Origin of the sequence: Aliiroseovarius sp. M344 (assembly GCF_025140835.1) — a bacterium.
In the GTDB taxonomy this organism is placed as follows: Bacteria; Pseudomonadota; Alphaproteobacteria; order Rhodobacterales; family Rhodobacteraceae; genus Aliiroseovarius.
Map to the genome: position 1 here is coordinate 2,824,809 of NZ_CP081153.1, position 24,766 is coordinate 2,849,574.

Below are 24,766 nucleotides of genomic sequence, written 5' to 3' on the forward strand. Positions count from 1 at the left end.
TTCCGGCCCGCCCCAAGTGTCAAACGAAAAACGCTAATTATCTGCGGGCCAATCGGAAAAAGGCGAAATGAAAAGGGCGCCCAGCTCAGGGCGCCCTTGGTAGGATCGGTCGGGTCCGTTACTTCTTCAATGCGTCGCGGATTTCGGTCAGAAGATCCACTTCGGAGGGACCTGCGGGTGCTTCCTCGGCAACTTCCTCTTCAGCGGCGGCAGCGTCTTTAGCCTTGTTGACAAAGCGCACCAGCATAAACACCACATAGGCGATGATCAGGAAGTTGATGATCGCCATAATGAACGACCCATATGCGAAGACGGCAGCGCCACCTTCACGGGCAGCTTCCAACGAAGCGCCATCGGCAACATTGCCCGAAAGCACGGCATACATGTTGGTGAAATCAATCCCCCCCATGAACAGGCCAATGATCGGGTTGATCAGATCAGCCACCAACGAACTGACAATCGCGGTGAACGCAGCACCGATGATGATACCAACGGCCATGTCCATGACATTGCCCTTGGCGATAAAGTCTTTGAATTCTTGAAGCATACTGTCCTCACTACATGCTAGGCGCCGGCTTTTTCCGGCCTCAATAGATTCTAGCGTAAAACATTCTCATATGCATATGGTTTTGAGGGGGGAAAATTAATCCCGCCGTACCCATGACTTACTGAATAGCCTAACGGCTAAGGCTGCCCGTCAGGACATAGCGCAGGATCTCGACCACTTGTTGCGGCTCACGGGCGACAGCGAGGGCTGCGGCATTCACCTCTTTCAGGGGGTGATCGTGTTCCGGCTGTTGCAACACAATCAAAGACTTGCCCTTCGCAGCAGCATATCCCGCATCGAATGCCGCGTTCCACTGACGGTACTTTTCTCCGAAGCGAACGACCACAACATCAGCATCTTCAATGGCTTTGCGGGTGCGAATGGCATTGATCATCGCGCCCTTGTGGTCGTGCCAATACTTGTTGTCCTCAGTCCCCAAAATCGCCACGCCACAATCATCCGACGCATCGTGATCGGTGACTGGGGCCGAGAATGTGACATCCAATCCCTTCGCGCCATCTATGATCTGCTCACGCCAATCGGTGTGGATTTCGCCGGACAAATAGACGTTCAGGGTCATAGTTTTCCTCCAAATGAAAACGCAGCCCCGATGGGCCGCGTTGTTGGTTATCCGCGCAGGACGCCGCCAGTGGTTTTGGCGACCTTCTCAACGATCTTGGCGCTGACAGCCTCGATGTCCTTGTCGGTCAGGGTTGCGTCACGCGGTTGCAGGCGCACGGTAATGGCGAGCGACTTCTTACCTTCACCCAAGCTGCCGCCAATGAATTCATCAAAGACATTCACGTCGGCGATCAACGCCTTGTCAGCGCCAATTGCGGCGTTCACCAGATTGATGGCCTCCACATCGGCATCCACAACAAAGGCGAAGTCACGTTCAACCGGTTGCAAATCGCTCGCGCCCAGCGCGCCGCGCCCGGTGCCTTTGGCTTTCGGGAACGGCACTTTCGCCAGATGTACGGCGAACGCCACCACTGGGCCTTTTACGTCCATCTCAGAAATGGATTTCGGGTGCAACTCACCAAACGCGCCAAGAACGTTCTTCGGACCCAGGCCCAACTTGGCCGAGCGTCCCGGATGCCACCACGCATTCATATCGCGCAGATATGTCAGTTTGGCAGGCGCGCCGATAGCGTTCAGCACAGCCTCGACATCAGCCTTGGCGTCATAGGCATCGACCGGGCGGCGCGCGCCGAACCGGTCGCGCGGGCCGGTATGGCCGACAAGAATGCCGGTGACCATCTGTTCATATTCTTCCGGCTCGCCGCCGCTGAACACGGGACCAACTTCGAACAAGGCCAGATCCATGAAGCCACGCGCTTGGTTGCGGGCGGCGGCCTGCAGCAGACCAGGTAGAAGCGATGGTCGCATATGGCTCATCTCGGACGAAATCGGGTTTTCCAGCCGTGTAACGTCCGCCCCACCGCCAAAGCGTTTGGCACTGCCCTCGTCGATGAAGCTATAGGTCACACATTCGTTGTACCCCAACGCCGCCACTGTGCGCCGCGCCATGCCTTCACGCTTCTGCATCGGTGTCAGGATCGCCTTGGGCACACCCACATGAGTGCGTGTCAGCGGCTTACCAACCAGCTTGGTCAGCGACGCAACACGCGCGACCTCTTCCACCAGATCGGCCGAACCCTGCACGTCGGGACGCCAGCTTGGCACATGTGCCATGCCGTCCTTGATGGTGAAGCCCAGTGCGGTCAGCGTCTTGCACTGCTCATCCGCCGGGATGTCCATACCGACAAGGCTCTGCACCCGGTCAGTATCCAGCTTATAGGCGCGCGAAACGTCAGGCTCGGCCCCAGCGGTCACAACGTCCGATGCCTCGCCGCCGCAGAGATCAAGGATCATCTGCGTTGCGGCTTCAATCGCCTGTGCGTTATAGGCCGGGTCGATGCCGCGTTCGTTGCGATAGCGCGCGTCGGAATTGATCTTCAGCGCACGGCCCGTGCGCGCGATCTGGATCGTGTCCCAGAACGCCGCTTCAAGAAATACATTGGTGGTCGCTTCCGTGCAGCCCGTGGGCAGACCGCCCATGATGCCGCCGATGGACTCGACGCCGTCATCATCCGAAATGATGACCATACCGGGCGCGAAGGTGTATTCCTTCTCGTCCAGACCGACCAGCGTTTCGCCCCCCTTTGCGCGATGAACGCGCAGGTCACCTTTGACCTTGTCGGCATCAAACACGTGCAGCGGGCGGTTCATGTCGTAGGTGAAGAAGTTGGTAATATCCACGAGCGCCGAGATCGGACGCAGACCCACCGCTTTCAGACGCGCCTGCAGCCACGCGGGGCTAGGACCGTTCTTCACGCCCTTGATCAGACGCCCCATGAACAACGGGTTGTCGTCGCGCGTATCCTCGTCAATCGTCACGTTGATCGGGCTGGGACCGTTGCCCGCAACCTTGTGGGTTTTCATCGCCTTCAGCGTGCCCAAACCGCGCGCGGCCAAGTCACGCGCAATGCCGCGCACGCCCAGCGCATCGGGGCGGTTGGGCGTGATGGCAACATCGATCACCGGATCGACCTTGGTGGGATCATTTGCGGCAAGCCAATCGATGAAACGTTCGCCCACTTCGCCAGACGGCAGTTCGATGATACCGTCATGTTCTTCTGACAGTTCCAACTCCCGCTCGGAGGCCATCATGCCGTGGCTTTCGACGCCGCGGATCTTGCCAACGCTCAGCGTAACGTCGATGCCGGGCACATAGTCGCCGGGCTTGGCAAGGACCACTGTGATACCTTCCCGCGCATTGGGCGCACCGCAGACAATGGTCTTGTCACCTTCGTTGGTTTCCACTGTGCAGACGCGCAAACGATCGGCGTCGGGGTGTTTTTCGGCAGACTTCACCTTGGCGAGCGTGAACGCGCCCAGACGGTCCAAGGGGTTGATGATCTCTTCAACCTCTAACCCCAGATCGGTCAGAGCCTCGGCGATTTCGTCCACGGACGCCGTGGTGTCGAGGTGGTCTTTCAGCCAGGAGAGTGTGAATTTCATGTCTTGTCCTCTGTCTGCATCGCCGGTCGGCTTGCCAAATCTTCAACCACTTCGAATTTTTCGAACAGCAACATCATCTCGGGATCGAACCCGCCGTTGCGCTCAAAATAGGCCTTATGGCCCCGCTGCCAGCCTTCCAGCGTTTCGCCCTCGGCGTGGGCCAATTCCTCGGTGACATCGCAAAACCGGACCTGTTCGACCGACTTGGTGCGGATCACCAGCGCTGGCGTGCCGTCCCAGTTGGCGGCGATATCGCAGCGCCCGACCTGAGGCATCGAGTCCGGGTCGTCCGCGAAGTCACGCAGCGCACCAGAGGTCGCATGCTTTTGCCCCGCCCGCACCCGCTTGATCAGCTTGGCCGACAGCTTGGCACTGTCGCCGAACTTGAAGGTTCCGGCGCCGGGATAAGTGACCTGTAGGTCTTCGATGTCGTCGTCACTCATTGGGTAAGCTCCGGTTTGGTGCAGGCCTCGGCGATTTCATCCACGGAGGCCGTGGTGTCGAGGTGGTCTTTCAGCCAGGAGATGGTGAATTTCATTGTGGCGCTCCAAATTTGTAGACTGCCCAACTCATGGCGAGAGCAGCCAGCACCGAAAGAACAACCGTTGGCAAGTTCTCTCGAATGTTCGTTCCCCACCTGTGAAGCACGGGAGTGTCGTAGTCTTGAACGTATTCAAACCCCTTGAGTGTGAGATTTAGTGTCCAAGTGTTGGAATGATATTGACCGACGGCGAGACGAGCAGTGTCCTCACCCGCCTCGACCAGATCCTCTCTTGCGGCATATGCCATCAAGACGCGAAACTCATCTGAAGTGAAGCTCGGCGAGCTTTTCAATGTCCAACGGGCTTTGTTTGAAACGTAAGCACCGTCCATCAACGCATTGACAGCCGACGCATACTCCATCCCATCCAATCCAGCCTCACCGACCACTGATAGAGCTTGCGCTAGTCGCTCACGTGTAATCGGTAGGCTCACCTACTCAACCCCCCACGCATCGTCGGCACATCCAACGAGCTAAACCCGTAATGCCTCAGCCAGCGCAAGTCGCTATCAAAGAACGCGCGCAGGTCGGGGATGCCGTATTTCAGCATGGCGAGACGGTCGATGCCGAGGCCGAAGGCGAAGCCCTGCCACTCGTCCGGGTTCACGCCCGCCGATTGCAGCACGTGCGGGTGCACCATGCCAGAGCCGAGGATTTCCATCCAGTCGTCGCCCTCGCCCAGTTTCAGCGTTCCGCCTTCCCATGAACAACGAATGTCGACCTCGGCTGATGGTTCGGTAAAGGGGAAGTGCGAGGCGCGGAAGCGCAGTTCGATGCCGTCGATTTCAAAGAACGCGCGGCAGAATTCTTCCAGCGTCCATTTCAGGTTCGCCATCGAGATGTCTTTGTCGATCGCCAACCCCTCGACCTGATGGAACATCGGGGTGTGGGTCTGGTCGTAGTCGGCACGGTAAACGCGGCCCGGTGCGATCACGCGAATGGGCGCGCCCTGCGCCATCATCGCGCGGATTTGCACGGGGCTGGTATGGGTGCGCAACACATGCGGTGGACGCTCGTCGCCGTCGGGCATGGTCATATAGAACGTGTCCATCTCGGTCCGGGTCGGGTGCTCTGCCGGGATGTTCAGCGCGTCGAAATTGTACCAGTCGCTTTCGATCTGTGGCCCTTCGGCGACCGAAAAGCCCATGTCGCCAAAGATCGCGCTGATTTCCTCGGTGACCTGCGAAATCGGGTGGATTGTGCCTTGCCGCTGCGGACGGCCCGGCAAGGTCACGTCCAGCCATTCGGTGCGCAGACGTTCATCCAGCGCGGCATCCGCCAGCCCGGATTTCTTGGCGGCAATGGCCGAGTTGATCTCGTCCTTCAGGGCGTTCAGCTTGGGACCGGCAACTTGGCGTTCCTCGGGTGTCATCTTGCCCAATTCGCGCATTTTCAGGGCCACTTCGCCCTTCTTTCCGACCGCCTGCACGCGGATATCTTCCAGCACGGCTTCGTCAGCCGCATTGCCAATCGCGTCGAGATATTTCGTTCTAAGCTCGTCCATGTCGGTCCCTTTGCATCGCACCGCTTCCAGCTAGCGAATGCAGGGCAAAATGGCAAGCGGGCGCAAGCCGGACTTGGGCCTCAGGACAGGTTCAGGGCGTGAAGGCGGCCTTCCAGAAACGCTTTGTCTTCTGGGGCCGAGGCAAGGGTTATCGCTGTGCGGTAACTTTGGGCGGCGTCCTGTGTGCGGCCCGACCGGGCCAGAAGGTCCGCGCGACAGGCATGATAGGGTTGATACCCTTGCAGTTTGTCATCCCCGCAGAACGTGTCCAGCAGGGTCAGGCCCGCCTCTGGCCCTTTGGCATAGGACAGCGCGGCCGCCTGATTGATGCGTACGATCGGGTTGGGCTGGCGCTGTGCCAACACGTCATAGAGTGCCACGATCTGTGGCCAGTCCGTCGCGGCGAAGCTGGCGGCGTTGGCATGCAGCGCATGGATCGCCGCTTGTATCGCATAGGGTCCAGCCGGTCCCATCGACAACGCGGTTTCGACCAGTTGGTTGCCTTGGCGGATCTTGGCACGATCCCAACGCGCGCGGTTTTGTGCCTCAAGCGGCAGGAAGGCACCATCTTCCCCCTTTCGCGCCAACCGACGGCTGTTGCCAAAAAGCATAAGCGCCAGCAGCCCTTTCGCTTCGGCATTGTCAGGCAACAGACCGGTCAGGATGCGTCCCAGGCGGATCGCCTCGTTCACAAGATCAGCGCGCGACATCTGCCCGTCCGAGGACCAATGCCCCTCGGTAAAGATCAGGTATATCACCCTGAGCACCGCATCTGTCCGGTCGTGCATATCGTCCGGCTCGGGCAATTTGAAAGCGATCCCGGCGGCACGTAGCTTCTTTTTCGCACGGGTCAGACGGGCCGCCATGGCATCGGTCTTGTCCAGGAATGCCCCGGCAATCTCGGCGGTGGTCAGCCCGCCCAATGCGCGCAGCGTCAGCGCGACCCGCGACTTTTCTTCAAGCGCCGGGTGGCAGCAGGTATAGATAAGTTCAAGTCGGTGGTCCGGGATCAGCATCGGCGCATCCTTTGGATCATCGCGGTGCTGGTCCAGCCAAAGGGCCAGCTCGCCGGACTTGCGTTCAGCAGTTTCACCCCGCCGTATTCGATCAAGCGCCTTGCGGCGCGCGACCGTAATCATCCAAGCGTCCGGATTGCGGGGCGCGCCATTTTTGGGCCATGCCTCAAGTGCCGAAACAACGGCGTCCTGCAAGCTGTCTTCGGCCAAGGCGTAGTCGCCAATCGACGACACCAATGACGACAGGATGCGCGCCCAGTCTTCGCGGATCAATCGCGCGACAAGCGTCTGAACTTCGACTGGGGGCAGCATCAGGGATTAGTCGAAGACCATGACCGGGCGCACCTCGACCCGACCATACTGCGCGTCCGGGATTTTGGCCGCGTAATGCAGCGCCTCGTCCAGGTCTTTGCAGTCAAAAATGTAATAGCCCCCCAATTGCTCTTTGGTCTCAGCAAACGGACCATCAACCACCTCGGTTTTGCCGTTACGCACTGACACCGTGGTTGACATTGCAACGGGGTGCAACGCGTTGCCGCCAGCCATTTTGCCTGCGTCCTCAACCTCTTTGGTGAAATCAGTGTAGGACTGCATATAGGGGCCGAATTCATCGGTGCCCGGTTGGGGGCCATTGTCCTCGGCGTTATAGATCAAACACATGTATTGCATGGTGGTTCCTTCCATCTGTTGGGAAAGGCTTCAGGCCCTTCTGTGTACCAGACGTTCGACGATCGGCAAAATCGACATTTGATGTTGAGAAATTTCAAAAAATGATCGCTTTGAGTTCGGACAACCGACTGCTGCGAATTGATTGAATGGCAGCGTTACATACAAAAAGGTACGTATCTTCGGAAGCGCTGGCTCAGGTATGTGCACCGCAAACAACCGCCCGCAGTGCCAAAGGCTGGGGTTTACCCACGAAGGGCCGGTACAGGATGGTCCTTCCCGCTGTCGACTTGTGGGGCGCGGGCAACTTGGTGCTGCTTCTGCTTGGATTTCATAGCAAGACCTTTTTCATGTAGCCAGGCCAGCCACTTTCCTAATCCGCATGATTAAAGCGTGATTTGATGCTATGGCTTCAAACGCGAGATTACCGACAAAGCGCGCTCAATCTGGTAATGTGGTATTATGACCGACACAACGACGATGAAGGCTGTAGTCTTCGACCGATATGGCCCACCGGAGTCACTTTCTCTTCGCGAGGTTCCTATCCCGCGTCCGGCTCCGGGTGAAATCCGCGTGCGGGTTATGGCGACGACAGTTAACCGCACCGACACCGCCACGCTTCGGGCGCATCCTTTTTTTGCGCGACTGATGACGGGGCTTCTCCGCCCGAAAATGCAGACGCTCGGCATGGATTTTTCCGGGGTCGTCGATGATCTGGGCGACGGCGTAGTCGCTTTCCAGCCCGGTGACCGGGTCTTTGGCCTTTTGCCAGAGAAATTCGGTGCCCATGCCGAATATTTTTGCATGCCCGCCAACGGGGCGGTCGCCAGCATTCCCGGCGATCTCCCGTTCAACGAAGCAGTGGTCGGCGAAGGTGCATGGTATGCCAGCGCGACGGTCGGGCTACTTTCGGAGGGCCAAGCTTGTTTAATTTACGGCGCGTCCGGTGCCATCGGTACCGCCGCGGTTCAGTTGGCAAAAGCTCAGGGCGTTACGGTGACTGCGGTCGTCGGCACGCGGCACCTAGACCTTGCCAAGCGGCTCGGCGCGGACAGGATTATCAACTATGAAGAAGAAGATTTTACCGCGATAGGTGAAACTTTTGATCTGGTTTTCGACGCTGTCGGCAAGACCTCCTGGTTCGCCTGTCACAGGCTTCTGAACAAGAACGGGATGTTCGCTGCGACCGATCTTGGCCCGTTTTGGTCAAACATCCTTCTGAGCATGTGGTTCGGGATTTTCGGCAGCCGCCGCGTGCGTGTCCCATACCCCGAGGACGCGCCAGGATTCGTCCGGCACCTCGCAGACCTGATGGCAGAAGGCCGGTTCAGGGGCGTTTTTGATCGCAGTTATCCCTTGGAAGACATCGTAGAGGCATTCCGATATGTGGAGACAGGGCAGAAGACCGGAATCGTCGTGATCGACGTTCAATAGCAGGGCGCGGCGGCGGCTAAAACTACAGCCTGATTACCAATTTGCCTTTCACTTCGCCAAAGCCGGTACGCTGCAATGCCTCGGGTACTGACGACAGCGGCAACACGGCATCAAGATGCGGTGCAATTTTCCCCTCGACGGCCAATTGCGCGACCTTTTCGGTCAGTTTCCGGCCGCTGGGAACCATCAACATCCCTATAGATTTCTTCTGAAGGCGAAAGCGAAGTCCACCAATGACGAGTTTCAGCAAGACCGCGACGTCTCCGCCCAAGGCCCTATAGACGCCACCGCGCGACAGAGCCCGCGCGATCCTGCCCGGGCCACGCGTGGCAACCATGTCCAATATCCAGTCCCATTGCTGGCCTGTTCGGGTAAAATCCTGCTGGCGAAAATCAAAGATCTCATCGGCTCCCAAGGACCTCAGCCAATCGATCTTGCTGGCGTTGTCCACAGCTGTGACATGCGCTCCTGCTGACTTCGCCAATTGGAGCGCCATAGTTCCCGACCCGCCACCGGCGCCGTTTATCAAAACTTTGTCGCCCGGCTTAAATCCTTCGGCGCCCGCAACGGCAATGCCACCGGCTTGCGGCAAACATGCGGCGACCTCGTCAGAGAGCCCATCCGGAACCCGGACCATCTGGGCGACTGGCGCACAAACATATTCCGCAAACCCGCCGCGTATCATGACAAGATCGCCCATGACCCTATCGCCGAACGAGAACCCGGTGGTGTTTGGGCCAAGCTTGTCAACTATGCCGACGATGTCAGACCCTAGGACCGAGTGTTTTGGCCGCAGCAGCCCTCCCACGAGCCGCGCATAAAGCGGCGAACCGATCAGATATTCCCAGTCAGAGAGGTTCACAGCGCAGGCTAGAACCCTAACCCGGATTTGTGCCTTGCCGGGCTCTGGAACAGGTATATCTGCAAGCCGAAGGTGTTCCGGCCCACCATATCTGTCCTGAACAATGGCCTTCATCATTTCTCCTCTGCGTCCGGCACTTTCGATGCGAAATACCCGCAGGAACAGTTTGCGCTAGTTCAAGCGCGTTCTCAATCCTCCATTCTGACGGCCAGACTTCTGCGCCACAGCGAACAATCGTCGCGTGGGCAACAGAAAACTACTTTACGTCCTTAGCGGGTTCCGCCGTGGACGAGATGTTCTGTAACCGGCTGTGGGAGAGGGGCAGCGTATGCCGGCGTTGTTCCGCAAGAAGGGCATCTGACCCGTACCCCAACAAAAAAAGCCGCCGGGTTTCCCCAGCGGCTTTTCGATCTTTGATGCGGTTCAGACCTTAAGCGGCCAGAGCTGCCTGTGCTTTTTCAACGATCGCGCCGAATGCATCGGGCTCGTGAACGGCCAGATCGGCCAGAACCTTACGGTCCACTTCAACACCGGCCATGTTCAGGCCGTTGATAAAGCGCGAATAGGTCAGTGTTTCGTCATGCGAACGCACGGCTGCGTTGATCCGCTGGATCCACAGCGCACGGAAATTGCGCTTGCGGTTCTTGCGGTCACGGGTTGCGTATTGGTTCGCCTTGTCGACGGCTTGGCGCGCGACCTTGAAGGTGTTCTTGCGGCGGCCGTAATAGCCTTTTGCGGCTTTGACGACTTTCTTGTGACGGGCGTGAGTTGTGGTTCCACCTTTAACGCGGGACATATCGGTATCTCCTCTTAACGATCGTAGGGCATGAAGCCCTTGACGATCTTGGCGTCGGGGGCGGACAGAGCGGCGGTACCGCGAGCATTACGGATGAATTTCTTCGTCCGTTTAATCATTCCGTGCTGTTTGCCAGCTTGGGCGGCCATGACCTTGCCGGTCGCAGACACCTTGAAGCGCTTCTTGGCGCTCGATTTGGTCTTCATCTTGGGCATTTCCGTCTCCTTCGTAGATTCGGTTATTGCACGACTCGGCATGCCACTTGAGCCGGTCGCGCATGAAGTGCGGCGTATAGGCGGAATCACTTAGGCTGGCAAGAGGTTTCTGCCGGCTTTTGGTCAGCTATCAAGCTAGGCAGCCAACATCACCTTCAAGCGACCCAGAACAGTGCGGAACGCGGTAAAAATATCCTCGATCTGATAACCACCAGGTCGCTGCATCATAGCGAGTGCAATAAGTCCACCGCCAATCATGAACATGATCGCGGGCACCCTTGGTGCACGACCATCCCTGATCGCGGACATAAACGACGGAATTGACAGCGCAAGCACAACTATCCCGACAACTAAAAACGTATCTTCCCTCATAACCGTCTCCTAAGCACCCTACCCCAGATGCGTCGAGACTAGGTTACTCCTGATCTGTGGCAAAAATTTGCCGTTCGTCGCAAGGGGCCACACGTAGGATATTTGTTGTGCCCGGAACATTGAAGGGAACACCCGCGGTGACGACAATTTGGTCGGTTTCCGTTGCGAAACCAGCACTGCGCGCTGCCCGCGCTGCTGATACGACCGCAGCCTTGAACCGCAGCACTTCGTCGGGCGTAACGAAACAATTGGTCCCCCATGACAGGCACAGCCGCCGCGCCGTTCCGCGCAGAGGTGTCAAGGCAATGATCGGCACACGCGGCCGTTCGCGTGAGGTCAGAAGAGCGGTTGTTCCTGACTGTGTGAAGCAGCAGATTGCCTTGATATCCGTGGTCTCGGCGATCTCGCGGGCGGCGGCGACGATCCCGTCAGCAACGCCGCTGCGCGTCGCAACGCGCGAGGCATCAACCATGTCCAGATAAGTCTGATCATGCTCTACCTCGATCGCAACGGCGTTCATTGTCGCCACGGCTTCGATTGGATACTGGCCAGCCGCGCTTTCGGCCGACAGCATGACCGCATCGGTGCCATCATAAATGGCGTTGGCCACATCTGACACTTCGGCCCGCGTTGGCATCGGGCTTTCGATCATGCTTTCCAGCATCTGTGTAGCCACGATCACCGGCTTCCCGGCGCGACGGCAAAGCTGGATCAGGCGCTTCTGGATGGGGGGCACGGCGTGAACCGGAAGCTCTACGCCCAGATCACCCCGCGCGACCATGATTCCATCAGACACTTCAAGAATAGCGTCGAACGCATCCACGGCGGCGGGTTTTTCGATCTTTGACAAGATCGCAGCGCGCCCTTGCGCCAATTCGCGCGCTTCTTCGACATCGGCGGCGCGCTGAACAAAGCTGAGCGCAAGCCAGTCCACACCCAACTGGCAGGCAAATTCCAGATCGGCGCGGTCTTTGTCCGACAAGGCGGCCAGAGGCAGCACAACATCGGGAACGTTTACGCCCTTACGGTCGGAAATCGTGCCGCCGACTTCAACGATGCAGTTCGCAAAATCCGGCCCGCAATCCTTGACCTTCAAGCGCAACTTGCCGTCATTCACCAGCAGGGTAGAGCCCGATTTCAGCGCCGCAAAGATTTCCGGATGCGGAAGGCAGACACGATGCCCTTCGCCCGGTGTCTTATCCAGATCGAAACGGAAGTCCTGTCCTTCTTCGATATCGGCAGCCCCAGCAGCAAAAACCCCGCACCGCAGCTTTGGCCCCTGCAAATCGGCCAAAATCGCAATCGGGCGTTCCATGTCCTTTTCGACCTGCCGCACAAGTGCATGGCGTTCGCGCTGTTCGTCATGGGTGCCATGCGACATGTTCATCCGGAACACGTCCGCTCCGGCCTCGAACAAGGCGCGAATCATATCGTAATCGTTGGAAGCTGGACCGAGCGTGGCGACAATCTTGACGTTGCGATGGCGTCTCACGAGGCACATCTCCTTCTTATTGGTCTAAAAACCGGGTTGTTTGCTCTATGCCCGAAAATGTTAGCGCTGACAACTGGCGCTTACCGAAAGGCTCGCATAAACGTGTCTGGCAAATATGAATGACACGACCATGACATACCATCCCTATCACGTACTTGACGAAAACCGACCCTCGCGTTGGCTGATCACGTGCGATCACGCTGCAAACACCGTGCCATCCTGTGTTGGATCCGGTGATCTTGGTGTCGCACCAGAAGATATGGCACGACACATCGCTTATGATGTCGGTGCGGCCGGCGTCACCCGCCATTTGGCCGAACTGCTGGACGCCCCCGCGATCCTGTCTAACTTTTCGCGCCTTGTGATTGACCCCAACCGGGGCGAGGATGACCCAACGCTTGTGATGAAGCTGTACGACGGCACAATTGTTCCCGCAAATCGCCATGTTGATGAGACCGAGCGCAATCGCAGGCTTGAAACGTTGTATTGGCCATATCACTCGGCTGTTGCGCGCCTTGCGTCCCGGCAGGACAACACTGTGATCGTCGCTATGCACTCTTACACCGCGCAGCTGCAGGGGCGCGACATTCGGCCATGGCATATTGCCATTCTTCATGATCGGGACAGTCGGTTGGCAACGCCTTTGATCGCGCGTTTGCGCGAGGAACCTGATCTGTGTGTGGGCGAAAACGAGCCTTACGGCGGGCATCTTGATGGCGACAGCATCGACCGTCACGCGGTCGTGCCGGGCCGTGTCAACGTGTTGATCGAGATCCGAAATGATTTGATCGCGACCGAGGATCAACAACGTGCCTGGGCAGAACGTCTGGCCCCGATCCTGACCGAGACCCTTGCAAAGATCGGGTTGTGATCGCCCCTCCGACCACACCAGCCAGCGCGACGGTTGACCTTGCAGGTTTCACCCCCACTTGATGAAGTGACGCTATTGACCGAAAGGACATGCCATGGATGACCAAACCCGCATTGAAATTGAAGCCGCCGCCTTTCGTCGGTTGCAGCGGCACCTGATGCAAGACCGGCAAGACGTGCAGAACATCGATATGATGAATCTGGCCGGGTTTTGCCGCAACTGTCTATCGCGCTGGTATCAAGAAGCCGCAAATGAACGCGGTATCGAGATGACCAAGGATGAAGGCCGCGCGGCGTATTACGGCATGCCATCTGACGACTGGAAAGCGAAGTTCCAGACCGAAGCCAGCCCGGAAAAGCAGGCGGAGTTCGAAGTGGCATTTAAAGAAAACGTGTTGGACGAGAAGCGCTGACGCGTCCGTCCGACCAGCTTGCCGAGTTTACCCGCGATGCATTGGCCGCAGGCAAAAGCCGCGACGATATCCGGGCGGCCTTAACCCAATCAGGTTGGGCACCGAACGAAGTCACGGAAGCGCTGGACGCGTGGGCCGAGATTGACTTTCCAACACCTGTACCCCGCCCGCGCCCCTATGTGTCAGCGCGCGAGGCGTTCTTCTATGGCATCATGTTCGTCGCACTTGCCATGACCGCTTGGCATTTGGTGGCGCTGCTTCACAACCTGATTGACCATTGGATCGTCGACCCTCTTGACGAAAATGCTGGTCGCTATGCGCTCAGTTCGACCCGGTGGTCCATCGCGGCCCTGATCGTGTTTACCCCAACCTTCCTTGTTCTGAACCGGCGTACCGTTCGGGCCACAAAGGCGGACCCCGGAAAACGAAGGTCCGGTGTGCGAAAATGGTTTGGCTATGTTACCCTATTTCTCGCCTCACTCTCGCTTCTCGGCGACCTGATGGCGGTGATCTATGCGCTGTTGAGTGGTGATCTAACGCTGCGCTTTATTATGAAAGCACTGGTCGTTGCCGGGGTTGCAGGCGCAATCTTCGCCTATTTCCGCCAAGAAGCGGACGAGGCGCGTGATGGAGCGTGAGGCATTTGGCCCCCTATTGATCGGCGTGTTGGTTGTCGGTGCAATTGCCGCCGGCCTGTCGATAACCGGCGGCCCAATCACGGCCCGCGCCGAAAAACGTGACATGGCGCGGCTTGCCGATCTGCGAAAACTGCAGGCCGTCCTCACCTGTCTTTACAGCAATGATGATGTGCTGCCAGACACTCTGACCGCAGATGCGCGTTGTGCAGACACCCCTCCGATGACTGATCCGATCACAGATAAGCCATATGTTTACGAGAAGTTGTCGGACAAGACTTACCGCTTGTGCGCCGAATTTGAGCGGCCAGAGCTTATGAGCGACTTTGATTTAGGATCAGGGCAATTGCAACCAGAGAACAATTGCTTTGTTCTGTCCCAAAACTAGGGAAGGCCAAAACCTTGACCTTCTCCAGCAGGTTTTAGAACCGAATATCAAACCGCTGTTTTCAGGCTTTCATCCAGATAAATCTCGCGCAGGCGCAGTGCCACCCGGCCCGCCTTGCCTTCACCAAGTGTTTTGTCGTCGATCTGCACCACAGGCATCACAAACGCTGATGCCGAGGTAAAGAACGCCTCGTCGGCATTCTGGGCCTCTTCGATGGTAAAGTTGCGCTCTTCGATTTCCATCTGTGCCTCTTGGGCATAGCGCAAAACGGCGGCGCGCGTGATCCCGTGCAGGATATCGTTGGACAGCGCGCGCGTGATGATCTTGCCGTCTTTCACAATATAGACGTTGTTTGACGTGCCCTCGGTCACAAAACCGTCTTCGACCATCCAAGCATCGTCGGCACCCGCGGCCTTCGCCATCATCTTGCCCATCGAAGGATAAAGCAGCTGCACCGTCTTGATGTCACGGCGGCCCCAGCGGATATCATCGATCGAGATGACTTTCATAGGCTTCACGGTTTCAGCCAAGCCTGGCTTTGCTTGCGTGAACAAAACCACGGTCGGCTTCACCTCCTCAGGATCAGGGAAAGCGAAATCACGGTCCGACGCCGCCCCGCGTGAGATTTGCAGATAGATCAACCCCTCGTCGATGTCGTTCAGGCGCACCAGTTCGCGATGCACGTCCAACAGGTCTTCGGTTGAAATCGGGTTCTCCATGTCCAGCTCGCGCAGCGACCGCATCAGTCGCTCGGCATGGCCGTCAAAAGCGATCAGCTTACCGCCCAGAACACTTGTCACCTCGTACACCGCATCTGCAAACAGGAAGCCACGGTCAAAGATTGAAATCTTGGCCTCGGTTTCAGGCAAATACTCTCCGTTCACATAAACGGTGCGGGTCATGTCATGTCTCCTTGGTGTGCCGCGCGCCGGGCGCATTGACCCGTTCGACGTTTCCTGTTCTGGCTGTTGATACTCGGGTCATCGAAAGAGTCAAAAGGGAATTCCAATGCCGACTGCGACACAATCCGCCGCCATCATGCTGACCGCAGGGATTGGCATTCCAATATTGGCCGCCTTGAACGCAGCGCTGGGGCAGCGGATGGGGTCGCCAATCGCGGCCGGTGTAATCCTGTTTCTGGTGGCGCTTCTCACCACAGGGATTGTGTTTCTGTTCTCGGGCGGGTCATTGAAAGGGGCCGTCGGATCGCCACCGCATTTGTTCTTTGCGGGCTGTCTTGTCGCCTTCTATGTGCTGACAATCACTTGGGTGGCCCCCAGCTTCGGCGTTGGCAACGCAGTGTTTTTCGTGCTGCTGGGCCAGCTAATCTCGGCCGCGGCCATCGACCATTTCGGGCTGTTTGGCGCGCAGCCCAGCGCGCTGACCTTCTGGCGCATATCGGGCATCGCCGTGATGGGGCTGGGCGTGTTCCTGACCCAGATCGCAGGGCGAACCTAACGCGTCAACCCCACAAAGAGGCATCGGGGGGATGGATGCCCTTTTCATCATAGAACATGGGCGTGTCCCGATCCTCGGCCAACAACAGCGGTCCGTCCAGATCGGTGACCATTGCCCCTTGTGCGACCAGCGTCGCCGGTGCCATGGCGAGCGATGAACCCACCATGCAGCCCACCATAACTTTATAGCCTTCGGCCAAGGCAGTCTCGCGCAGCGCCAGAGCTTCGGTCAGGCCGCCGGTCTTGTCGAGCTTGATGTTCACCACATCATATTTTCCTTTGAGCTTGGACAGGCTGGCGCGATCATGGCAGCTTTCGTCTGCGCAGACAGGTACAGGACGATCCATCCCGATCAGCGCGTCATCTTCGCCAGCGGGCAAGGGCTGTTCGACCAGATCAACGCCAAGCCGCACCAGATGTGGCGCAAGGTCGGCGTAAACCTCGGCGGACCAGCCTTCGTTCGCGTCGACAATGATGCGGGCGTTGGGCGCACCGGCACGCACAGCTTCGAGCCGCGCCATATCATCCGCCGTGCCAAGTTTGATTTTCAGAAGCAGCCGATGGGCATGTTTCGCAGCTTGCGCCCGCATCTGGGCAGGTTCCGCCAGCGACAGCGTATAGGCGGTGATCTCGGGGCCGGGCGCGGTCAGGCCCGCCAGCTCCCACACTCGTTTGCCAGCACGTTTGGCCTCCAGATCCCACAAGGCGCAATCAACTGCATTGCGCGCAGCGCCTGCAGGCAACAGATCGTAAAGCGTCTGCCGGGTCACGTCAGCAGGTAGCGCCATGATTTCATCCGTCACGCTGTCCAGCGTTTCACCATAGCGCGCATAAGGGACGCATTCCCCCCATCCGTAGTGATCGCCATCCTGCACACGCACGGTCAGCACCTTTGCTTCGGTTCGCGACCCTCGGGAGATGGTGAACACTTCCGCCAATTTGAAAACATCTGCTGTAACTGAAATTCTCATACCTGCCTCGTTTTCCATCCCGGCCAATGCCGCCCATTCAGGTTAAACCGCCGCCAATGCATCCACCAGCTTCTCTGCGCCGAACCGGAATGGGTCGGTGGCGGGCAAACCCATCTCGGCCTCAAGCTTCGCCAGATAGGATGCGGCGTCGTCTTCGGACATGTGCTGTGTGTTCACCGAAATGCCGATAACCTGACAGGCGGGATTCACCACCTTCGCCAGTGTCAGGGCGATATCGCGCAGCTCTTCCAATGTTGGCAGCTGATAATCGGGCAGGCCGCGCATGTGTTCACGTGTCGGCTCGTGACACAGGATCAGCGCATCGGGTTGCCCACCATGGATCAACGCCATGGTCACACCGGAATAGGAGGCGTGAAACAGCGACCCCTGCCCCTCGATCAAGTCCCAATGATCATCGTCGTTGTCGGGCGAGATGTATTCGACTGAACCGGCCATGAAATCTGCAACCACCGCATCCAAAGGCGCGCCGTCGCCGGTGATCAGAATGCCGGTTTGCCCCGTGGCCCGGAACGTGCAGCTCATTTCACGCGCGCGCATCTCCTTGTCCATCGCCAGGGCGGTATACATTTTACCAACAGAACAGTCAGTGCCAACCGCCAGGCACCGCTTTCCGGTGCGTTTCTTGCCATTTGCGATGGGGTATTTCACCTCAGGCAAGCGCACGTCATGCAATGCGCGCCCGGTGGCCTCGGCTACAGCTGCCAAATCGGGTTCGTCGCGCAACAGGTTGTGTAGCCCTGAAGCCAGATCGAACCCCTCCTCAAGCGCCATCACCAGCACTTTTTTCCAGGCTTGCGAGATCATGCCGCCGCGGTTCGCGACACCAATGACCAAGGTCTTCGCCCCGGCAGCTTTGGCTTCGCGCAAGGTCATGTCTGTCAGACCCAGATCGGCCTTGCAGCCCTCCATACGGTATTGCCCAACCGCATTTTCCGGCCGCCAATCTTTGATGCCTTGCGCAACCTTTGCAGCCAGTTGATCAGGCGCATCGCCCAGAAACAGAAGGTATGGTATCTTGATCATGTTCGCGCCCTCTCAACAAGTTACGGCGGGATATTTCACGAAGAAGCCCCGAAATATCTTGCAAAAGCCGTGCGTTGTCAAAGTAAATCAGAAGATTATTGCGCCACACACCTAAATGCCGGGACTTTCTGCCTCCTGAATGAAATTGGTGCAAGAATCTCCGATTTGCTGCAATGCCGCACGCCACCATGCTGCATCAGCAAAATCGACTTGCGAATTGCCGGGCAATTTAATAACGATTGCAGCCAAGAAATCGCAACTTCATTACCGAAAGGCGACCCATGTCCTTCCGCATCCAACCTGCCGCCCCTGCCCGCCCTAACCGCTGCCAATTGTTTGGCCCGGCATCAAATACCAAACTGTTCGCGAAAATGGCGACCTCGGCCGCAGATGTGATCAACATTGACCTCGAAGACAGCGTCGCCCCCTCCGACAAGGACATGGCCCGCGCCAATGCGATCGAAGCGATCAACACGGTCGACTGGGGCACAAAGCATGTTTCGGTTCGGATCAACGGGCTGGACACCCCCTATTGGTATCGCGATGTCGTCGACCTGATGGAACAAGCGGGCGAGCGACTGGATCAGATTATGATTCCGAAAGTCGGCTGTGCCGAAGACGTCTATGCTGTTGACGCACTTGTCACCGCGATTGAACGTGCCAAAGGTCGCACCAAACCCGTGGCCTTTGAAGTGATCATCGAAAGCGCAGCGGGCATCGCCCATGTCGAAGCCATCGCTGCATCCTCACCGCGCCTGCAAGCCATGTCACTGGGCGCTGCCGATTTCGCAGCGTCGATGGGTATGCAAACCACAGGCATCGGCGGCACGCAGGAGAACTATTACATGCTGCGCGACGGCAAGAAACATTGGTCAGACCCGTGGCACTGGGCACAGGCCGCCATCGTCGCAGCCTGCCGCACCCATGGCGTTTTGCCGGTTGACGGGCCGTTCGGCGACTTCTCGGACGACGAGGGATATATCGCGCAGGCAAAACGATCTGCCACGCTGGGTATGGTTGGCAAATGGGCCATCCACCCCAAACAAATCGCACTGGCCAACGATGTTTTCACGCCGTCAGAAGAAGCTGTCACCGAAGCCCGCGAAATCCTCACCGCGATGGAGGAAGCCAAAGCCAATGGCGAGGGTGCGACCGTCTATAAGGGGCGTCTGGTCGACATCGCCTCGATCAAACAAGCCGAAGTGATCGTGGCGCAGGCAGAGTTGATCGCGAACAGCTGATCTTTGACCCATTCCGGGAAAGGCCCTGCCCAGCGCGGGGCCTTTTGCGTTGGTACACCCTGTCGCAGGGCATCCGGTCGCATTGGACAGGCCTGAATGTTGGCTAGATTGGTCGCGGGTCATGACGAGGCCCGTTTGGGGACGCATCCCAACTTGAAAGGTTCAACCATGAAACCGCTTCTTTTCGCCACCGCCCTTAGCCTCAGCCTGACCGGCGCTGCTATGGCGCAAATGCAACCTTCGAACCCCGCCCAGACGGGTCTGTCGCGCCCGGTCATACAACTGACCGGCATATTGGCTAAAAATATGGATGCATTGGAGTTGGACGCAGCGCAGCGCACCGCCGTTCAGGACTGGGTTTCAACCATGCCAGCCCAACGCAAGGCGCTGGAGTCCGAAACTGTGCAACTGCGTGCCGACTTGCGCGCTGCGATCGTGGAAGGTGCACCAATCGAGGCGCGTCAGGCAATTGCCGACAAGATCGGCGCCAACGAGATCAAGCTGGTCATGATGCGGTCCAACTGCACCGACCATTGGCGTCAGGTTCTTAGCGACGCACAGTTCGCCAAGTTGATCGAAATGGCGTCATGATCTGACGTGGCGGGTCAAAAGGCCCGCCACACTCACCTTCTTTCGTTTTTCAGCGTTAATTGCAGTTGACCCTCGGTTTGAGCGGACGATCCTACATCTGTTGCGCACTGCATTATTCTCGCGGATTTCACCGACTGATAAAGCGAGCAGCAGTTGTATTGCCGCGCAGCAAGCGGCATATAGGCAAGAACATTGTGCAACTGGGCAGAGCCATGACCAACTATCTTGAGTTTGAAAAACCGTTGGCTGAAATCGAAGGTAAGGCGGAAGAGCTTCGCGCCCTTGCCCGATCAAACGAAGAAATGGACGTCGAAGGCGAGGCCACTGGGCTGGACGCCAAGGCGAGCGCCCTGCTGAAAGAGCTCTATAAAGACCTGTCCCCCTGGCGAAAATGTCAGGTGGCCCGCCATCCCGATCGGCCGCATTGTAAAGATTACATCGAAGCGTTGTTCACGGAATACACACCGCTGGCAGGAGACCGGAATTTTGCCGATGACCACGCCGTGATGGGTGGGCTTGCACGCATTGGTGACATTCCTGTCGTCGTTATGGGCCAGGAAAAAGGCAACGATACGAAGTCGCGGATTGAACGCAATTTTGGCATGGCGCGCCCAGAAGGCTATCGCAAAGTGATCCGCTTGATGGATCTGGCAGACCGCTTTGGATTGCCGATCGTCATGTTGGTTGACACCCCCGGCGCCTATCCCGGCAAAGGTGCAGAAGAACGCGGTCAGTCTGAGGCTATCGCGAGGTCTACCGAACGCAGCCTGAATGTTAAATCTCCAGTGATCTCAGTCATCATCGGTGAAGGCGGATCGGGTGGTGCTGTCGCGCTGGCCACAGCCAACACAGTGATGATGCTGGAACACTCGATCTACTCGGTGATCAGCCCCGAGGGCTGCGCATCCATCCTGTGGAAGGATGCCGAAAAAATGCGCGAAGCCGCCGAAGCCCTGCGTCTGACCGCACAAGACCTGAAACAACTCGGCGTGATCGACCAGATCATTCCAGAGCCGCTGGGCGGTGCGCAGCGTGGCCGACAGGAAACCATTGCTGCCGTTGGGAAGGCCATCCAAGCAGAGCTGAAAGCCCTTAAGAAGCGCCAGAAAGATGACGTCTTGATGAAAGAGCGTCGCGAAAAGTTCCTGAAGATGGGGTCGAAGGGCCTCGCAGCCTGACGCATTACTATTGCAGGTTCGCCAATCACGTCTTCGTTGACGGGGTTGGCTTGCCGCATTTTCCGAAAGAAAGTCACGGCTGACCCCAAAGGAGGACTCCCGTGGACTGGAACGCATTTCTTTCTGAAACCGAAGGCAACATCAACCGGCTCGCCAAAGACACGCCTGCAACGATGAAGGGTTTCGCCCAGATGGGAGCCGCCGCCAAGACCAACGGCGCCCTGAGCGAGAAGACCAAAGAATTCATCGCCCTTGGCATCGCCATTTCAACACGGTGCGACGGCTGCATCGGCTTCCATGTCCGCTCTCTGGTACGCCTTGGCGCGACTCTGGACGAGCTGAACGAAGCGCTGGCCATGGCGGCCTATATGGGTGGCGGTCCTTCCATTGCCTACAGCGCCAAGGCCCGCGAGGCGTTTGAGCAGTTTAGCGCAAGGTAGGTATTCAGAACGCGCCGGCCTTCACCAAAGGGTCGACTGAGCACGCCCAAGCCATTCCTTGTCGTAACTCTCGCCGTCGAAAGCCCCGGACGTCAGGTCCTTCATCATTTCGCCGATCGTTGGCAGGCCAACACTGGCATCGCCCGCAGACCAAAGCCGCGAGCGCACGATGGCGCGCGCGCATTGCGGATAGACTTCATCAATGCGGATCACAATGACCACGCGCGGTTGCTTGCCCGATTTCTCAAATCTCGCGCGCAAGGCGTCGTCTGCTGTCAGCCGGGCCTCTCCGTTGACGCGCATCACATTGCCGGATCCCGGCACCATGAACATCAAAGAGACCCGAGGGTCGCGGACGATGTTACGCAGGCTGTCTGCCCGTTCATTGCCGCGCCAGTCCGGCATCGCAAGGGTCTGTGCGTCAAGCTCAGCCACAACGGGGCCGTCGTCACCGCGCGGGCTGCCATCGGTGCCTTCGGGGCCGACGGTTGTCAGGACGCAAAACCGTGAAGCCATAATCCATTCGCGATAGGTTGGCGTCAGGTGGTCAGTGACTTTCTTAAGCGACATCTCAACAGGCGTGCCATATAGGGCTTCCAGCTCTTCTGTCGTCTCAATGAACTCCATTACTCCGAAATCTCCATTCCCGCTTCGCGCATCAAGGTATCAGATCCAATCTCCACCGCATCCTCGACACGTTCCATGAAGGCGTCCGTCGAAAGACCAGGTTTGATCGGATCATGAAACTCAACCACCGCCAATCCGGGATAACGCATGATCCCGTGGCGTTTCCAAAACACGCCCACATTTGTCGAGGCCGGGACCACCGCCTGCCCGGTTTCTTTGTACAGCACACCAATTCCAACCTTATATGGCTTCTTGGCCCCAGCAGCGACACGTGTGCCTTGCGGAAAAATCACAAGCTGCCCCGGCTTGTTTTGCCCATCTCTCACGGCGGCAACCATCTGTTTGATAGCCGCGCCTTTCTTGCCGCGATTAACCGGCACCGAGTTGGTATAGACGGCGTATATGTTGATAATGGGCGCCCATTTAAGCTGGCTTTTATAGATGAACTTCAAGCGCGGCAGCACAGAGGCCAGCAGCAAAATATCGAAAAAAGACTGGTGTTTTGCGGCGATCAACACCTCGCCCGTTGGAACTTCGCCGCGGATTTCACTTTTAAGCCCGATCATCCACGACGCTGTCCAGCGAACCCAATTACAATAGAAATGGATCACCTTGAACGCGTTATCACGTTTGATCCACACAAGCGGCACCCCCACGAAACCAACAATCGGTAACATGACGTACATCTGGATGATGAACAGAAGTGACCGCAGCCATTGAATTGCGTTACGCATCAGCGTTTCTCCTGCAATACGGTCTGAGCCGTCTGGCGTGTCGCGACATAGGCTACAAGCGCTGCGAATGGTGGGATCACGAAAGGCCACAGCCATTGCCACCCGACGAACCCCAGACCGGTCAGGAAATTTCCCTGATCGCCAGTCGAAGGCAAGAGCAAGATCGCAAAAGCGCCCAGAACCGTACCGACAAGGGCACCGGCCAAAGCACGCAAGGTAAATCGGCGCACAAAAGCGTGGGCGATATACCGGTCCTGCGCACCGACAAGACGAAGCACCCGGATAACTTGTTCATTCGCCGACAGAGCGGCAGACGCGGCGAGCGTTATCACAACACCAGCAAGCGCAGTGATCAGCACGATGGCAACAAGGCCCAGCGTACGCAGCCGGTTGGCCGCACGCACCAGCGGCTCGCGCCAACGGGCATGGTTGTCCAATATTGCGCCCGGTGCTTCACCGGCCAATCGGGCGCGCAGGCCATCGGCGTCGTAGCCGTCAGCATCCTCGATCACCTCGACCAGTTTCGGGATTGGCAATTGATCAAGCGGCAAGTCTGGTCCGAACCAAGGTTCGAGCAAGGCGCGCTGCTCATCATCGCTGAGCGGGCGGGCTTCTTTTACGCCGGGGGTCGTCGCCAACACCTCCATCACGGCAAGAACCTGCGCGTCCATCTGATCCAACGGAGCAGAAATGCGGATGGTCGAACTTTTGGCGAGCGCTTCACCCCAACGATCCGCCAATCGGCCCGTCGCCAAAGACAGCGCCAAGGCAAACACTGCTAAGAAAGCCATCGACGCCGCCGCAAACACCGTCAGTCGGGCTGTATAACCTGTTGGCGGTACGACACGGTCCGCCTGCGCGTCCCCTGCTACGAAATGCATCAAAGTGCTCAGCCGCGCGTTCATAAATCAACCCCCGCCTGAGTGACGTGTTTGTTCGAGATACGTAAAACGCGCGTCTGAACCTGTGCCTTTGTCGATCGGATCAGGTTCATGTCATGGGTTGCGATCAACACGGTCTTTCCCATGCGGTTCAGTTCGATCAACAACTTGAGCAGGCGTAGCGACATCTCCCAATCAATGTTGCCTGTCGGTTCGTCTGCCAAAATAACATCCGGCGACATTACGACAGCACGGGCCAAGGCGGCTCTTTGCCGTTCGCCCCCGGACAATTCCGGCGGCTTGGCTGAGCGCTGCTGCGACAGGCCCACCCAAGCCAGCAGATCCTCAAGCTCCGATTGATCCGCCAGACTGCGCCCAGATACCGTCAAAGGCAGAGATACATTCTCGGCAACACTTAAGTGATCCAAAAATTGACAATCCTGATGCACAACACCAATTCGCCTGCGTGCGTTCGCGACATCGTCGCGCGACATCTGCTTTGCGTCTTGATCGAACAGGGCAACCCGCCCCTGCGTTGCTAGCAGTTCGCCGTAGCACAATTTGATGAGTGTCGTTTTCCCCGCGCCCGAAGGCCCGGTCAAAAAGTGAAACGAACCCGGTGCAAGTTTCATGGAAATATCGGATAGAAGAGTGCTGTCCCCATATCCGTAGGACACTTGTTCCAGCTCGATCACTCGCGGTCCTCGCTATTGCTTGGCGACAGTTTTGCCTCAGCTAAGCATTTGTTTCAATGCAGAGCTTGCAATGGTTTGATTTTCGCAGAGAAACTGCCATATTAAAACTGAAATGGCAGGGAAAACCCCCGC

30 protein-coding genes are annotated in these 24,766 nt (G+C 57.8%); 10 read left to right on the top strand and 20 right to left on the bottom strand.

Features of this window, described 5'->3' with window-relative positions; genetic code table 11:
* Positions 1 to 118: 118 nt before the first annotated feature.
* The 8 genes from mscL to K3556_RS13925 all read right to left on the bottom strand — a co-directional run bounded on the left by mscL (position 119) and on the right by K3556_RS13925 (position 7,316).
* Positions 119 to 547 carry a large conductance mechanosensitive channel protein MscL gene (gene mscL, locus K3556_RS13890; RefSeq protein ID WP_260517364.1) on the bottom strand — a complete coding sequence of 143 codons (429 nt, stop codon included), beginning with the start codon at positions 545 to 547 and terminating at the stop codon, positions 119 to 121.
* A gap of 130 nt (positions 548 to 677) precedes the next feature.
* Positions 678 to 1,127 carry a YtoQ family protein gene (locus tag K3556_RS13895; protein ID WP_260517365.1) on the bottom strand — a complete coding sequence of 150 codons (450 nt, stop codon included), beginning with the start codon at positions 1,125 to 1,127 and terminating at the stop codon, positions 678 to 680.
* 47 nt (positions 1,128 to 1,174) lie between these two features.
* Positions 1,175 to 3,571: a phenylalanine--tRNA ligase subunit beta gene (gene pheT / locus K3556_RS13900; RefSeq protein ID WP_260517366.1), complete on the bottom strand. Its 2,397-nt coding sequence runs from the start codon at positions 3,569 to 3,571 to the stop codon at positions 1,175 to 1,177.
* Positions 3,568 to 4,014, bottom strand: coding sequence for an ASCH domain-containing protein (locus tag K3556_RS13905; RefSeq protein ID WP_260517367.1), 447 nt, complete (start codon positions 4,012 to 4,014; stop codon positions 3,568 to 3,570). The genes pheT and K3556_RS13905 overlap by 4 nt, the downstream gene beginning before the upstream one ends.
* Positions 4,015 to 4,105: 91 nt before the next feature.
* On the bottom strand, positions 4,106 to 4,546 hold the full coding sequence (locus tag K3556_RS13910; protein ID WP_260517368.1) for a hypothetical protein: 441 nt from the start codon (positions 4,544 to 4,546) through the stop codon (positions 4,106 to 4,108).
* A complete protein-coding gene (gene pheS, locus K3556_RS13915; RefSeq protein WP_260517369.1) occupies positions 4,543 to 5,616 on the bottom strand; it encodes a phenylalanine--tRNA ligase subunit alpha in 1,074 nt (357 codons plus the stop codon). Before pheS ends, K3556_RS13910 begins: the two co-directional genes overlap by 4 nt.
* A gap of 80 nt (positions 5,617 to 5,696) precedes the next feature.
* A complete protein-coding gene (locus K3556_RS13920) occupies positions 5,697 to 6,944 on the bottom strand; it encodes an RNA polymerase sigma factor (RefSeq protein ID WP_260517370.1) in 1,248 nt (415 codons plus the stop codon).
* A gap of 6 nt (positions 6,945 to 6,950) precedes the next feature.
* Positions 6,951 to 7,316 (bottom strand): YciI family protein, encoded by a 366-nt coding sequence (locus tag K3556_RS13925; protein ID WP_260517371.1) that lies wholly within the window; start codon positions 7,314 to 7,316, stop codon positions 6,951 to 6,953.
* A 444-nt stretch (positions 7,317 to 7,760) separates the two neighbouring features.
* Between K3556_RS13925 and K3556_RS13930 the strand changes: the two genes are divergently transcribed.
* Positions 7,761 to 8,732 (top strand): NAD(P)-dependent alcohol dehydrogenase, encoded by a 972-nt coding sequence (locus K3556_RS13930; protein WP_260517372.1) that lies wholly within the window; start codon positions 7,761 to 7,763, stop codon positions 8,730 to 8,732.
* A 22-nt stretch (positions 8,733 to 8,754) separates the two neighbouring features.
* Here K3556_RS13930 and K3556_RS13935 read toward each other — a convergent pair whose 3' ends face one another.
* The 5 genes from K3556_RS13935 to pyk all read right to left on the bottom strand — a co-directional run bounded on the left by K3556_RS13935 (position 8,755) and on the right by pyk (position 12,469).
* Positions 8,755 to 9,708 carry an NAD(P)-dependent alcohol dehydrogenase gene (locus K3556_RS13935; protein ID WP_260517373.1) on the bottom strand — a complete coding sequence of 318 codons (954 nt, stop codon included), beginning with the start codon at positions 9,706 to 9,708 and terminating at the stop codon, positions 8,755 to 8,757.
* Between the two features lie 316 nt (positions 9,709 to 10,024).
* On the bottom strand, positions 10,025 to 10,390 hold the full coding sequence (gene rplT, locus K3556_RS13940; protein ID WP_260517374.1) for a 50S ribosomal protein L20: 366 nt from the start codon (positions 10,388 to 10,390) through the stop codon (positions 10,025 to 10,027).
* A 14-nt stretch (positions 10,391 to 10,404) separates the two neighbouring features.
* On the bottom strand, positions 10,405 to 10,605 hold the full coding sequence (gene rpmI, locus K3556_RS13945; RefSeq protein ID WP_260517375.1) for a 50S ribosomal protein L35: 201 nt from the start codon (positions 10,603 to 10,605) through the stop codon (positions 10,405 to 10,407).
* A 135-nt stretch (positions 10,606 to 10,740) separates the two neighbouring features.
* Positions 10,741 to 10,977 carry a hypothetical protein gene (locus K3556_RS13950; RefSeq protein WP_260517376.1) on the bottom strand — a complete coding sequence of 79 codons (237 nt, stop codon included), beginning with the start codon at positions 10,975 to 10,977 and terminating at the stop codon, positions 10,741 to 10,743.
* A gap of 43 nt (positions 10,978 to 11,020) precedes the next feature.
* Positions 11,021 to 12,469, bottom strand: a complete 1,449-nt coding sequence (gene pyk / locus K3556_RS13955; RefSeq protein ID WP_260517377.1) for a pyruvate kinase — start codon at positions 12,467 to 12,469, stop codon at positions 11,021 to 11,023.
* Positions 12,470 to 12,599: 130 nt separating this feature from the next.
* On the opposite strand from pyk, the gene K3556_RS13960 reads away from it, so the two are divergent.
* From K3556_RS13960 to K3556_RS13975, 4 genes are all read left to right on the top strand, one after another.
* The gene (locus tag K3556_RS13960) at positions 12,600 to 13,340 is read left to right on the top strand and encodes an N-formylglutamate amidohydrolase (RefSeq protein WP_260517378.1); all 741 of its coding nucleotides are present in this window, start codon (positions 12,600 to 12,602) and stop codon (positions 13,338 to 13,340) included.
* Positions 13,341 to 13,434: 94 nt separating this feature from the next.
* Entirely contained in the window at positions 13,435 to 13,752 is a 318-nt protein-coding gene (locus tag K3556_RS13965; protein WP_260517379.1) for a DUF1244 domain-containing protein, read from the top strand.
* 41 nt (positions 13,753 to 13,793) lie between these two features.
* Entirely contained in the window at positions 13,794 to 14,390 is a 597-nt protein-coding gene (locus K3556_RS13970; RefSeq protein ID WP_260517380.1) for a DUF5671 domain-containing protein, read from the top strand.
* Complete coding sequence (locus K3556_RS13975; RefSeq protein ID WP_260517381.1) at positions 14,380 to 14,775, top strand: hypothetical protein; 396 nt, start codon at positions 14,380 to 14,382, stop codon at positions 14,773 to 14,775. Before K3556_RS13970 ends, K3556_RS13975 begins: the two co-directional genes overlap by 11 nt.
* A 47-nt stretch (positions 14,776 to 14,822) precedes the next feature.
* Here the strand turns inward: K3556_RS13975 and K3556_RS13980 are convergent, their stop codons facing one another.
* Entirely contained in the window at positions 14,823 to 15,677 is an 855-nt protein-coding gene (locus K3556_RS13980) for a D-amino-acid transaminase (protein ID WP_260517382.1), read from the bottom strand.
* A 106-nt stretch (positions 15,678 to 15,783) separates the two neighbouring features.
* Here K3556_RS13980 and K3556_RS13985 point away from each other — a divergent pair, with 106 nt between their 5' ends.
* On the top strand, positions 15,784 to 16,233 hold the full coding sequence (locus tag K3556_RS13985) for a DMT family transporter (RefSeq protein ID WP_260517383.1): 450 nt from the start codon (positions 15,784 to 15,786) through the stop codon (positions 16,231 to 16,233).
* 4 nt (positions 16,234 to 16,237) lie between these two features.
* Here the strand turns inward: K3556_RS13985 and dgcA are convergent, their stop codons facing one another.
* Together dgcA and dgcN are read right to left on the bottom strand one after the other, a co-directional pair.
* Positions 16,238 to 17,203, bottom strand: coding sequence for an N-acetyl-D-Glu racemase DgcA (dgcA, locus tag K3556_RS13990; RefSeq protein WP_260517384.1), 966 nt, complete (start codon positions 17,201 to 17,203; stop codon positions 16,238 to 16,240).
* 42 nt (positions 17,204 to 17,245) lie between these two features.
* Entirely contained in the window at positions 17,246 to 18,247 is a 1,002-nt protein-coding gene (gene dgcN, locus K3556_RS13995; RefSeq protein WP_260517385.1) for an N-acetyltransferase DgcN, read from the bottom strand.
* A 281-nt stretch (positions 18,248 to 18,528) separates the two neighbouring features.
* On the opposite strand from dgcN, the gene K3556_RS14000 reads away from it, so the two are divergent.
* From K3556_RS14000 to K3556_RS14015, 4 genes are all read left to right on the top strand, one after another.
* Entirely contained in the window at positions 18,529 to 19,488 is a 960-nt protein-coding gene (locus K3556_RS14000) for an L-malyl-CoA/beta-methylmalyl-CoA lyase (RefSeq protein ID WP_260517386.1), read from the top strand.
* Between the two features lie 168 nt (positions 19,489 to 19,656).
* A complete protein-coding gene (locus K3556_RS14005; protein WP_260517387.1) occupies positions 19,657 to 20,079 on the top strand; it encodes a hypothetical protein in 423 nt (140 codons plus the stop codon).
* A gap of 212 nt (positions 20,080 to 20,291) precedes the next feature.
* Complete coding sequence (locus tag K3556_RS14010; RefSeq protein WP_260517388.1) at positions 20,292 to 21,257, top strand: acetyl-CoA carboxylase carboxyltransferase subunit alpha; 966 nt, start codon at positions 20,292 to 20,294, stop codon at positions 21,255 to 21,257.
* A 101-nt stretch (positions 21,258 to 21,358) separates the two neighbouring features.
* Entirely contained in the window at positions 21,359 to 21,697 is a 339-nt protein-coding gene (locus K3556_RS14015) for a carboxymuconolactone decarboxylase family protein (protein WP_260517389.1), read from the top strand.
* A gap of 21 nt (positions 21,698 to 21,718) precedes the next feature.
* Here the strand turns inward: K3556_RS14015 and K3556_RS14020 are convergent, their stop codons facing one another.
* From K3556_RS14020 to K3556_RS14035, 4 genes are read right to left on the bottom strand one after another with little or no spacing between them, the layout of a single operon-like run.
* Positions 21,719 to 22,324, bottom strand: a complete 606-nt coding sequence (locus K3556_RS14020; protein ID WP_260517390.1) for a pyridoxamine 5'-phosphate oxidase family protein — start codon at positions 22,322 to 22,324, stop codon at positions 21,719 to 21,721.
* On the bottom strand, positions 22,324 to 23,058 hold the full coding sequence (locus K3556_RS14025) for a 1-acyl-sn-glycerol-3-phosphate acyltransferase (protein WP_260517391.1): 735 nt from the start codon (positions 23,056 to 23,058) through the stop codon (positions 22,324 to 22,326). The genes K3556_RS14020 and K3556_RS14025 overlap by 1 nt, the downstream gene beginning before the upstream one ends.
* Entirely contained in the window at positions 23,058 to 23,963 is a 906-nt protein-coding gene (locus K3556_RS14030; protein ID WP_260517392.1) for an ABC transporter permease, read from the bottom strand. The genes K3556_RS14025 and K3556_RS14030 overlap by 1 nt, the downstream gene beginning before the upstream one ends.
* A complete protein-coding gene (locus K3556_RS14035) occupies positions 23,960 to 24,634 on the bottom strand; it encodes a cell division ATP-binding protein FtsE (RefSeq protein ID WP_260517393.1) in 675 nt (224 codons plus the stop codon). The genes K3556_RS14030 and K3556_RS14035 overlap by 4 nt, the downstream gene beginning before the upstream one ends.
* Positions 24,635 to 24,766 lie beyond the last annotated feature (132 nt).

Excerpts from the sequence above, each read along its gene's own strand:
- K3556_RS13975 (WP_260517381.1), top strand. The coding sequence starts at position 14,380 with ATGGAGCGTGAGGCATTTGGCCCCCTATTGATCGGCGTGTTGGTTGTC.
- K3556_RS13980 (WP_260517382.1), bottom strand. The coding sequence starts at position 15,677 with ATGACCCGCACCGTTTATGTGAACGGAGAGTATTTGCCTGAAACCGAG.
- K3556_RS13930 (WP_260517372.1), top strand. The coding sequence starts at position 7,761 with ATGACCGACACAACGACGATGAAGGCTGTAGTCTTCGACCGATATGGC.
- pheT (WP_260517366.1), bottom strand. The coding sequence starts at position 3,571 with ATGAAATTCACACTCTCCTGGCTGAAAGACCACCTCGACACCACGGCG.
- K3556_RS14005 (WP_260517387.1), top strand. The coding sequence starts at position 19,657 with ATGAAACCGCTTCTTTTCGCCACCGCCCTTAGCCTCAGCCTGACCGGC.
- dgcA (WP_260517384.1), bottom strand. The coding sequence starts at position 17,203 with ATGAGAATTTCAGTTACAGCAGATGTTTTCAAATTGGCGGAAGTGTTC.
- K3556_RS13905 (WP_260517367.1), bottom strand. The coding sequence starts at position 4,014 with ATGAGTGACGACGACATCGAAGACCTACAGGTCACTTATCCCGGCGCC.
- K3556_RS13965 (WP_260517379.1), top strand. The coding sequence starts at position 13,435 with ATGGATGACCAAACCCGCATTGAAATTGAAGCCGCCGCCTTTCGTCGG.
- dgcN (WP_260517385.1), bottom strand. The coding sequence starts at position 18,247 with ATGATCAAGATACCATACCTTCTGTTTCTGGGCGATGCGCCTGATCAA.
- K3556_RS13960 (WP_260517378.1), top strand. The coding sequence starts at position 12,600 with ATGACATACCATCCCTATCACGTACTTGACGAAAACCGACCCTCGCGT.
- K3556_RS14000 (WP_260517386.1), top strand. The coding sequence starts at position 18,529 with ATGTCCTTCCGCATCCAACCTGCCGCCCCTGCCCGCCCTAACCGCTGC.
- pheS (WP_260517369.1), bottom strand. The coding sequence starts at position 5,616 with ATGGACGAGCTTAGAACGAAATATCTCGACGCGATTGGCAATGCGGCT.
- K3556_RS13935 (WP_260517373.1), bottom strand. The coding sequence starts at position 9,708 with ATGAAGGCCATTGTTCAGGACAGATATGGTGGGCCGGAACACCTTCGG.
- K3556_RS13925 (WP_260517371.1), bottom strand. The coding sequence starts at position 7,316 with ATGGAAGGAACCACCATGCAATACATGTGTTTGATCTATAACGCCGAG.
- K3556_RS14030 (WP_260517392.1), bottom strand. The coding sequence starts at position 23,963 with ATGAACGCGCGGCTGAGCACTTTGATGCATTTCGTAGCAGGGGACGCG.
- K3556_RS14020 (WP_260517390.1), bottom strand. The coding sequence starts at position 22,324 with ATGGAGTTCATTGAGACGACAGAAGAGCTGGAAGCCCTATATGGCACG.
- K3556_RS14010 (WP_260517388.1), top strand. The coding sequence starts at position 20,292 with ATGACCAACTATCTTGAGTTTGAAAAACCGTTGGCTGAAATCGAAGGT.
- K3556_RS14025 (WP_260517391.1), bottom strand. The coding sequence starts at position 23,058 with ATGCGTAACGCAATTCAATGGCTGCGGTCACTTCTGTTCATCATCCAG.
- K3556_RS13895 (WP_260517365.1), bottom strand. The coding sequence starts at position 1,127 with ATGACCCTGAACGTCTATTTGTCCGGCGAAATCCACACCGATTGGCGT.
- rplT (WP_260517374.1), bottom strand. The coding sequence starts at position 10,390 with ATGTCCCGCGTTAAAGGTGGAACCACAACTCACGCCCGTCACAAGAAA.
- K3556_RS13950 (WP_260517376.1), bottom strand. The coding sequence starts at position 10,977 with ATGAGGGAAGATACGTTTTTAGTTGTCGGGATAGTTGTGCTTGCGCTG.
- K3556_RS13985 (WP_260517383.1), top strand. The coding sequence starts at position 15,784 with ATGCCGACTGCGACACAATCCGCCGCCATCATGCTGACCGCAGGGATT.
- mscL (WP_260517364.1), bottom strand. The coding sequence starts at position 547 with ATGCTTCAAGAATTCAAAGACTTTATCGCCAAGGGCAATGTCATGGAC.
- rpmI (WP_260517375.1), bottom strand. The coding sequence starts at position 10,605 with ATGCCCAAGATGAAGACCAAATCGAGCGCCAAGAAGCGCTTCAAGGTG.
- K3556_RS13920 (WP_260517370.1), bottom strand. The coding sequence starts at position 6,944 with ATGCTGCCCCCAGTCGAAGTTCAGACGCTTGTCGCGCGATTGATCCGC.